Origin of the sequence: Flavobacterium olei, assembly GCF_039749035.1 — a bacterium.
Lineage (GTDB): Bacteria > Bacteroidota > Bacteroidia > Flavobacteriales > Flavobacteriaceae > Flavobacterium > Flavobacterium olei.
This window is the reverse complement of the sequence record NZ_JBDKWC010000008.1, coordinates 164,398-171,040: the sequence shown is the minus strand read 5'-3', so window position 1 is coordinate 171,040 and position 6,643 is coordinate 164,398. Positions and strand designations below refer to the sequence as shown.

7 protein-coding genes and 1 tRNA gene are annotated in these 6,643 nt (G+C 33.2%); 5 read left to right on the top strand and 3 right to left on the bottom strand.

All coding sequences use genetic code 11. From position 1 onward, the window contains the following. Positions 1-131: 131 nt before the first annotated feature. Positions 132-1,922 (bottom strand): ABC transporter ATP-binding protein, encoded by a 1,791-nt coding sequence (locus tag ABEB31_RS20310; RefSeq protein ID WP_347053493.1) that lies wholly within the window; start codon positions 1,920-1,922, stop codon positions 132-134. A gap of 264 nt (positions 1,923-2,186) precedes the next feature. Between ABEB31_RS20310 and ABEB31_RS20305 the strand changes: the two genes are divergently transcribed. The 5 genes from ABEB31_RS20305 (at position 2,187) to ABEB31_RS20290 (ending at position 5,436) form a co-directional block, all read left to right on the top strand. Beyond that, positions 2,187-2,264, top strand: a tRNA-Val gene (locus ABEB31_RS20305). Positions 2,265-2,437: 173 nt separating this feature from the next. Then, positions 2,438-2,671 (top strand): helix-turn-helix transcriptional regulator, encoded by a 234-nt coding sequence (locus ABEB31_RS21720; protein WP_430408237.1) that lies wholly within the window; start codon positions 2,438-2,440, stop codon positions 2,669-2,671. A 115-nt stretch (positions 2,672-2,786) separates the two neighbouring features. Next, on the top strand, positions 2,787-3,191 hold the full coding sequence (locus ABEB31_RS20300; RefSeq protein WP_347053492.1) for a VOC family protein: 405 nt from the start codon (positions 2,787-2,789) through the stop codon (positions 3,189-3,191). Between the two features lie 367 nt (positions 3,192-3,558). Then, positions 3,559-4,671: a ligand-binding sensor domain-containing protein gene (locus tag ABEB31_RS20295; RefSeq protein WP_347053491.1), complete on the top strand. Its 1,113-nt coding sequence runs from the start codon at positions 3,559-3,561 to the stop codon at positions 4,669-4,671. A 183-nt stretch (positions 4,672-4,854) separates the two neighbouring features. Further along, complete coding sequence (locus ABEB31_RS20290) at positions 4,855-5,436, top strand: bifunctional (p)ppGpp synthetase/guanosine-3',5'-bis(diphosphate) 3'-pyrophosphohydrolase (protein ID WP_347053490.1); 582 nt, start codon at positions 4,855-4,857, stop codon at positions 5,434-5,436. Here ABEB31_RS20290 and ABEB31_RS20285 read toward each other — a convergent pair. Together ABEB31_RS20285 and ABEB31_RS20280 are read right to left on the bottom strand one after the other, a co-directional pair. After that, positions 5,422-5,937 carry an endonuclease V gene (locus tag ABEB31_RS20285; RefSeq protein ID WP_347053489.1) on the bottom strand — a complete coding sequence of 172 codons (516 nt, stop codon included), beginning with the start codon at positions 5,935-5,937 and terminating at the stop codon, positions 5,422-5,424. The genes ABEB31_RS20290 and ABEB31_RS20285 overlap by 15 nt on opposite strands. A 39-nt stretch (positions 5,938-5,976) precedes the next feature. Then, positions 5,977-6,531: a hypothetical protein gene (locus ABEB31_RS20280; protein ID WP_347053488.1), complete on the bottom strand. Its 555-nt coding sequence runs from the start codon at positions 6,529-6,531 to the stop codon at positions 5,977-5,979. Positions 6,532-6,643: the final 112 nt, after the last annotated feature.

The window sequence follows — 6,643 nt, the reverse complement described above, 5'->3', positions numbered from 1 at the left end:
GATTTTAGATTTTAGATTTTAGATTTTAGATTTTAGATTTTAGATTTTAGATTTTAGATTTTAGATTTTAGATTTTCCATAAAAAAATCCATTTGCAAAGCAAATGGATTTTTTTATGGAATTCTGAATAACTACGAATTACTAAACTGAAGATTGCTCAGGTTTTTGTAAATTCCGTTTTCGAGATTTATTAATTCCTGATGTGTTCCTTCTTCTGAGATTTTACCATTGTCCAGAACCAGAATCTTATCCGCATTTCTAATCGTCGAAAGTCGGTGTGCAATTATAATACTTGTTCTTCCTTCCATTAATACTTCAAGCGCTTCCTGAACTAATTTTTCACTTTCACTATCTAATGATGATGTAGCTTCATCCAGAATGAGGATACTTGGATTTTTAAGTAAAGCTCTTGCAATGGCAATACGCTGGCGCTGACCACCCGAGAGTTTCACTCCTCGTTCGCCAACCAGAGTCTCAAATTTTTCCGGAAATCCTTCTACAAAATTGAAAGCGTTTGCCTGTTTTGCTGCCTGAATAATTTCTTCGTCCGTAGCATCCGGTTTTCCATAAGCGATATTTTCCTTAATTGTTCCTCCAAACAAAATAACATCCTGAGGTACAATACTCATATTGCCACGAAGATTTTCCAGATCATAATCGTAAATGTTTTTGCCGTCTACCAGAATTTCCCCGGAAGTAATATCGTAAAAACGCAATAATAAAGAAGAAATAGTAGATTTACCCGCTCCGCTTGGTCCGACAATGGCAATTTTTTGCCCGTATGAAGCAGTAAAATTTACATCCTGCAAAACCTGCACTTCTTTTCTGGAAGGATAGCTAAATGCAACATTTTTGAAAGCTACATTTCCCTGAATTTTTACAATTGCAGAAGTCCTTGGGTTTGCATTTATTTTTTCAGGCGTTTCTTCCAGTAATTCGAAAACACGTTCTGTTGCACCAACTGCTTTTTGAATCTGTGCGTACATTTCGGCAATTCCTCCAAATGAAGCGCCAATAAAAGTAGTATACAGAACAAAAGAAATTAAATCGCCAACGCCTTCAACTTCGCCTTTAATAGTTAGTGTGATGCCATACCATACTACAGCAACGACGCAGCCAAAAAGACATAATATAATAAATGAAGCAAAATAACCTCTGTACTGACCGCCTTTAATGGCAATCTTTACAATTTCTCTGATTTTATATTTATAACGCTGAATTTCGTACCATTCATTTGCAAATGCTTTGACATTGCTGATTCCTTGTAAAGTCTCTTCGACAATTACCTGACTTTCCGCAACTTTATCTTGTGTTTTCTTTCCGTATTTACGAATAAATCTTCCAAAGATTACAGCGGCAACTGCTACTATAGGCACAATCGCCAACATCATCAGTGTTAATTTCGGACTGATATTTCCTAAGATCACAAAACCTCCAATAATAAGGATCAACTGCCTTAGAAATTCTGCAATTGTAGTGGTAAACGTATCCTGTAATTGCGAAATATCAGCGCTAATTCGGCTGTTAAGTTCGCCTACACGTTTTTGAGAGTAAAAAGACATCGGCAGCTTTACTAAATTTTCATATAAAGCAAGACGAATATTTGACAAAGAGTTTTCGGTGAAATTCACAAAAAGGGAAATTCTGAAAAAAGAGAAAACCGCCTGCAGCATTAATATCACAATAAGTGCAACCGCGATTTCGTTTGCCCGGTTTAGATTTTTGTTGGTTACACAATCAACCAGCATTCCCATTAATTTAGGAAAGGCGAGGGCAGTGGCACTGGTTAATAAAAGAAATAGTAAACCCAGAAAAAATTTCCATTTGTGATCTTTACCATATTTAAAAATCCGCAACGCTTTTTGTAGTGAATTGGAGTCTAACTTAGCTTTTGGTAAATCATTTTCTTGATATCGTGCCATTTTATATTGAATATTTTAGGTATACAAATGTATAACTATAGCGACTCAATACAAAAAGAATATACTGAATTAGATTTTGACTTGTAAAATTTAACTAAAATTAAGAAATAGTATATTTTTATCTTTTTTTAATTGACTGAAAAATAGATTTGTAAATATTTTAATGAAATTATTTTTCACTTTTTTCCATAAAAGGCTTGCAAATATAAAATCTAGCTGTATATTTGCACTCGCAATCACAAACGATAGCAGCCTAATAAAATAGGGCGATTAGCTCAGCTGGTTCAGAGCACCTCGTTTACACCGAGGGGGTCGGGGGTTCGAACCCCTCATCGCCCACCAATAACAACAACGCCATTGGATTCCAATGGCGTTGTTTTTGTTACAATACTTCACAATTGCTTAACTTGTTTTTATAGTCTCAAAAAACAATTTTAATTTACCTCAAATGCTAATTACTTTATAAAAGAATTGCCATTAGTCCTGCTATCCCAAACAGAAATACAAGTAATTCATTGACGTTGATACAAAATGCCCTGACAAACTTTAAGGTTTTGAAAATTACCTACCAATCAGCAGAAAATACAGATACAACTATACGCAATATTCAACCTTTTGCTTTCTACTATAATTTACAGGAAAGTTGGCTTGTTGTTGCTTTTTGCCTACTAAGAAATGATTACCGGATGTTTCGATTAGATAGAATTTCAAAGATGGAAACACTTGAAATTTCGTTTGAACCACATTGACTTACACTAAAAGATTTTTTGGAAACCAAAGAAAAAAACTTTCGTATACCTGACATACCGTTGTCATAACGCCATTCTACTTTTGTGCCATTATTAATTAAAAACAGAAATTATAATGAGTAAAACAAATTTAGTATCAATAAGAATTATTACCGCTGATATAAAAAGATTAGTTCAGTTTTTTGAGGATGTGACAGCAACAAAAGCCAAATGGGCAACAGATGACTTTGCAGAGGTTGTATCCGAATCTTTTACCCTGGCAATTGGAAGTACACGAACATTGGCCTTTTTTGGAGAGGGTGTTGCAGAGCCGGCAACTAACAGAAGCGTTATCATCGAATTCCTTGTTGAAAATGTAGACGATAATTACAAAATCATTAAAGACTTAACCACTGAAATTGTTCAGGAGCCCACTACAATGCCGTGGGGTAATCGTTCTTTACTATTTCGCGACCCAGACGGGAATTTGATAAACTTTTTTACTCCTGTAACTGATGAAGCAAAAAAGAAATTCGCATAAGAATAAGTCTATCCACTACATACATTTAACAATATTGCGGACTTTCTGGTAAATTTATATTTGTGTTTAATAGTATTTTAAAAGGAAAACTCCTTAAGAAATTAAGGAGTTTTTTATTCAAGATGGTAGTTTCCTATTTTTATTTTCAAATATTATAAAAACATGAATAGCACACTAATTCATCATTAATAGCCATTATGAACCAGATTATCAGACAAAATAAAAATTCTTACATTTTATAAATAATTGTTTCTATTTTAGTGCAGCACAAAATATGTTGTTTATCAGAATCAGATCTTTAATAGAATAAATGATCTACGGTGGTTAAACGCAGTATATTCTTTTTCTTTAAATATAAACCACTATTATGAAAATAAAGTCAGCTAATCAAAAAACATATTTTCTTTATATTCTATTTTTTATATTTATAATAATCTCGTGCAATAATCAACGATCAGCAAACGAGGAAAATGACAGCGGATCAAATCAAAACGATACTAAACACATTGATAAGCATACAAATAGCCTGGTGTTAAAATATAAATCCGGAGTTCGTTCGATTTTAGAAGACAGCAAAGGAAATATATGGTTTGGAAGTTATAACGAAGGAGTTTGTCTGCTTCAAAATGGGAAGTTTACATATTTCACGACGAAGAATGGACTTAGCGATAATCAGGTCAGGAATATTTATGAAGACAAAAAGGGCTTGATATGGTTTGAATGCGGAAGAGGACTGAGTATTTTTGACGGAAATAAAATTATTATATACAAACAAAGAAACTACAATTCGAAGAAAAAGTGGCAGCTAAACGAAACCGATCTTTGGTTTAAAGGTGATAAAACTGAAGGTTACACTACGCTTGAAAAATATCCCGGCGTTTATCAATATGACGGGAAAAAGCTGTCTTATCATGTTTTTCCTGTTGTGACAACGCCAGAAGACGGTTTTAAATATTACATTTCTACACCTTTTGTAAAGGGCAAAAATAGAATGGTTTGGTTTGGAGCCTACGGCGCGGTAATAGGATATAATGGGTCTGCCTTTAAGATAGTGGATAATGAATCTCTCCAGCTTAACTCAAAAACTGGTTTTTTGCATGTCCGAAGCATATTTGAAGACCAAAATGGACATCTCTGGATTGGTAATAACGGAATTGGAGTTTTGAAATATGATGGGAAAAAAGTGATCAATTTCACTGAAGAACATAAATTAGGGAAGAAATATACCAAAGGTAATTCCCTTGAAAAAGTTTTTTCTATTAGCGAAGATAGTGCAGGAAATGTATGGTTTGGTACAGTAGGATCAGGTGTGTGGAAATATGATGGTAAATCCATTATAAATTTTGATAAAAAGGATGGAATTCTCAGCCAGCATATTTGGACTATTTATAAAAGCAAAAAAGGAGAACTGTGGTTTGGCGGAGCAAATCCAAGTGGTGTATACCGCTTTAATGGCAATTCTTTTGAAAGAAAGTATTAGATATTTGAAAGGAGAAATAATACACTTTTGAAATCGTACTGTAAAAACTCAAAACTCGCCATAGCTCTTTAATTGATCATTCTTTGAAGCTATACTTCAGTCAATATTAGCAAATAAGAGGATATTTTTATAAATTTATAATTCAGGATATTTTTTACAAGCCTATAAATTTAAAACATACAAATGAAAAATAAAAAAGACTGGTCAATAGATGAGATTCAGAAAATCTGGCAATTGGTATCGAGATTTCACAACGGACAAAAATACGGCGGTTCAAAAGACGGCGAACAGGTTGAATATATCAATCATATCGGAAGTGTTGTTTTTGAGGTTTTTAATGCCATTCAATTTACTGAAAATATTAATGCCGATTTAGCTATAAAATGCGCAATGCTGCATGATGCCATTGAAGACACCGAATTTACTTTTGAAAATGTAAAAGATTTTTTTGGTTCTGAAGTTGCTTCCGGAGTTCTGGCTTTGACTAAAAATGATACAATAGAAGATTCGCAACTAAAAATGCTTGACAGCTTAAAAAGAATTAAAGAACAGCCAAAAGAAGTCTGGGCAGTGAAAATGGCCGACAGAATTGCAAACCTATACGAACCGCCATTTTACTGGAGCGATGAAAAGAAATTGAAATATATCGATGAAGCTGAAATTATCTACAGCGAATTAAAGGATGCCAATGTTTATTTAGCTGAAAGACTGAAAACTAAAATCAAACAGTATCATGGTTTTCTAAATACTTCAGCAATTAATTAAGTCTTCTTTGGTTAAACGATCCAGTTCTTTCAATAAAGTTGGAAATCTAAACTCTCCTGACATATTTTCAACTTTAGCGAAAGCTTCATCCAAATCTATTCCAATCGAAGTAATGTACAGCGGTTTTTTGCTTTCACCGCGCAAGAGACTTTTTTTATTTATTTCAATTGAAGCAAAATTGGTTTTGGCGACTCCAATAATTGGGATTTGTTTATTTAGTTTTTCATATAAATAACCTCCCAAACCATATTTTTTATCATCATGCAGATAAACAAAACCGTCAACTATGATGACATCAACAGTAGATAAATCAATTTGTTTCAGTAAGCTTAAAATACACGGTAATTCTCTTTTATAAAATTCTCCCGGAATATATTCTTCAACGTTATTGATAACTTCTGAGTATATTTTGAAGTTTTCACTTTCATTCCATTTTTCAAATTCCAAACAAACCGTTTTTGCTTTTCCGTCAAAATAATAAGTATCAAATGCTAAAATCATAAGTATAGATCGATGTAAGGTATTGTTCTTTTGTTATTTTTATTTAACCTTCATTAATTCTGCAAACATCTCATTTAAAAATCCCTGCTGTTTGGCATCGTCTTTAAAATAACGCTGGTAAATGACGCTGCAATTTTCGACATCAGCAATATTTTGCTTATTGAAGGACCAGTCATCTTCATTTTTAATGGTAATTCCGAGTTCGCTGTCACAACTTTCCCAAAGTTCAGAAAATTTGGTTTTCTTATCGTCACTCAATTTACTAAAGTCAGCCGTTACTGTATATCCGCGCATCTCAGAATTAAAGAATTTATAAATGGAACTTACAGGAACTCCTCCCCAGATCATTTCTTTCCCGGGAGGAAAATCCATGGTCGTAAGTTTCGCCTCACTTAATTTATGATTTATTTGTCCTTTGTTAAAATAGCTTTCTTCATAACTAAGTTTTGTGCCAACTGGAATCGCAATATTTTTTACAACCATGGGTTCTGTAGTAATAAAATAAGGATAATCTGGAGAACTGCCGTTAACACCACCAATACAGCTTCCTAAAATAAGTAATCCCAAATAGGAAAAAGACCTGAAAATTTTCATATCGTTACAGCTTATGACTTAATATTTATTTCCCCGAGCGAATATAAGAAAAACTTTATCTTATCTTTAAATCAATTTTATTCTTTAGATGAAATTCTGCATAAAACCGTAT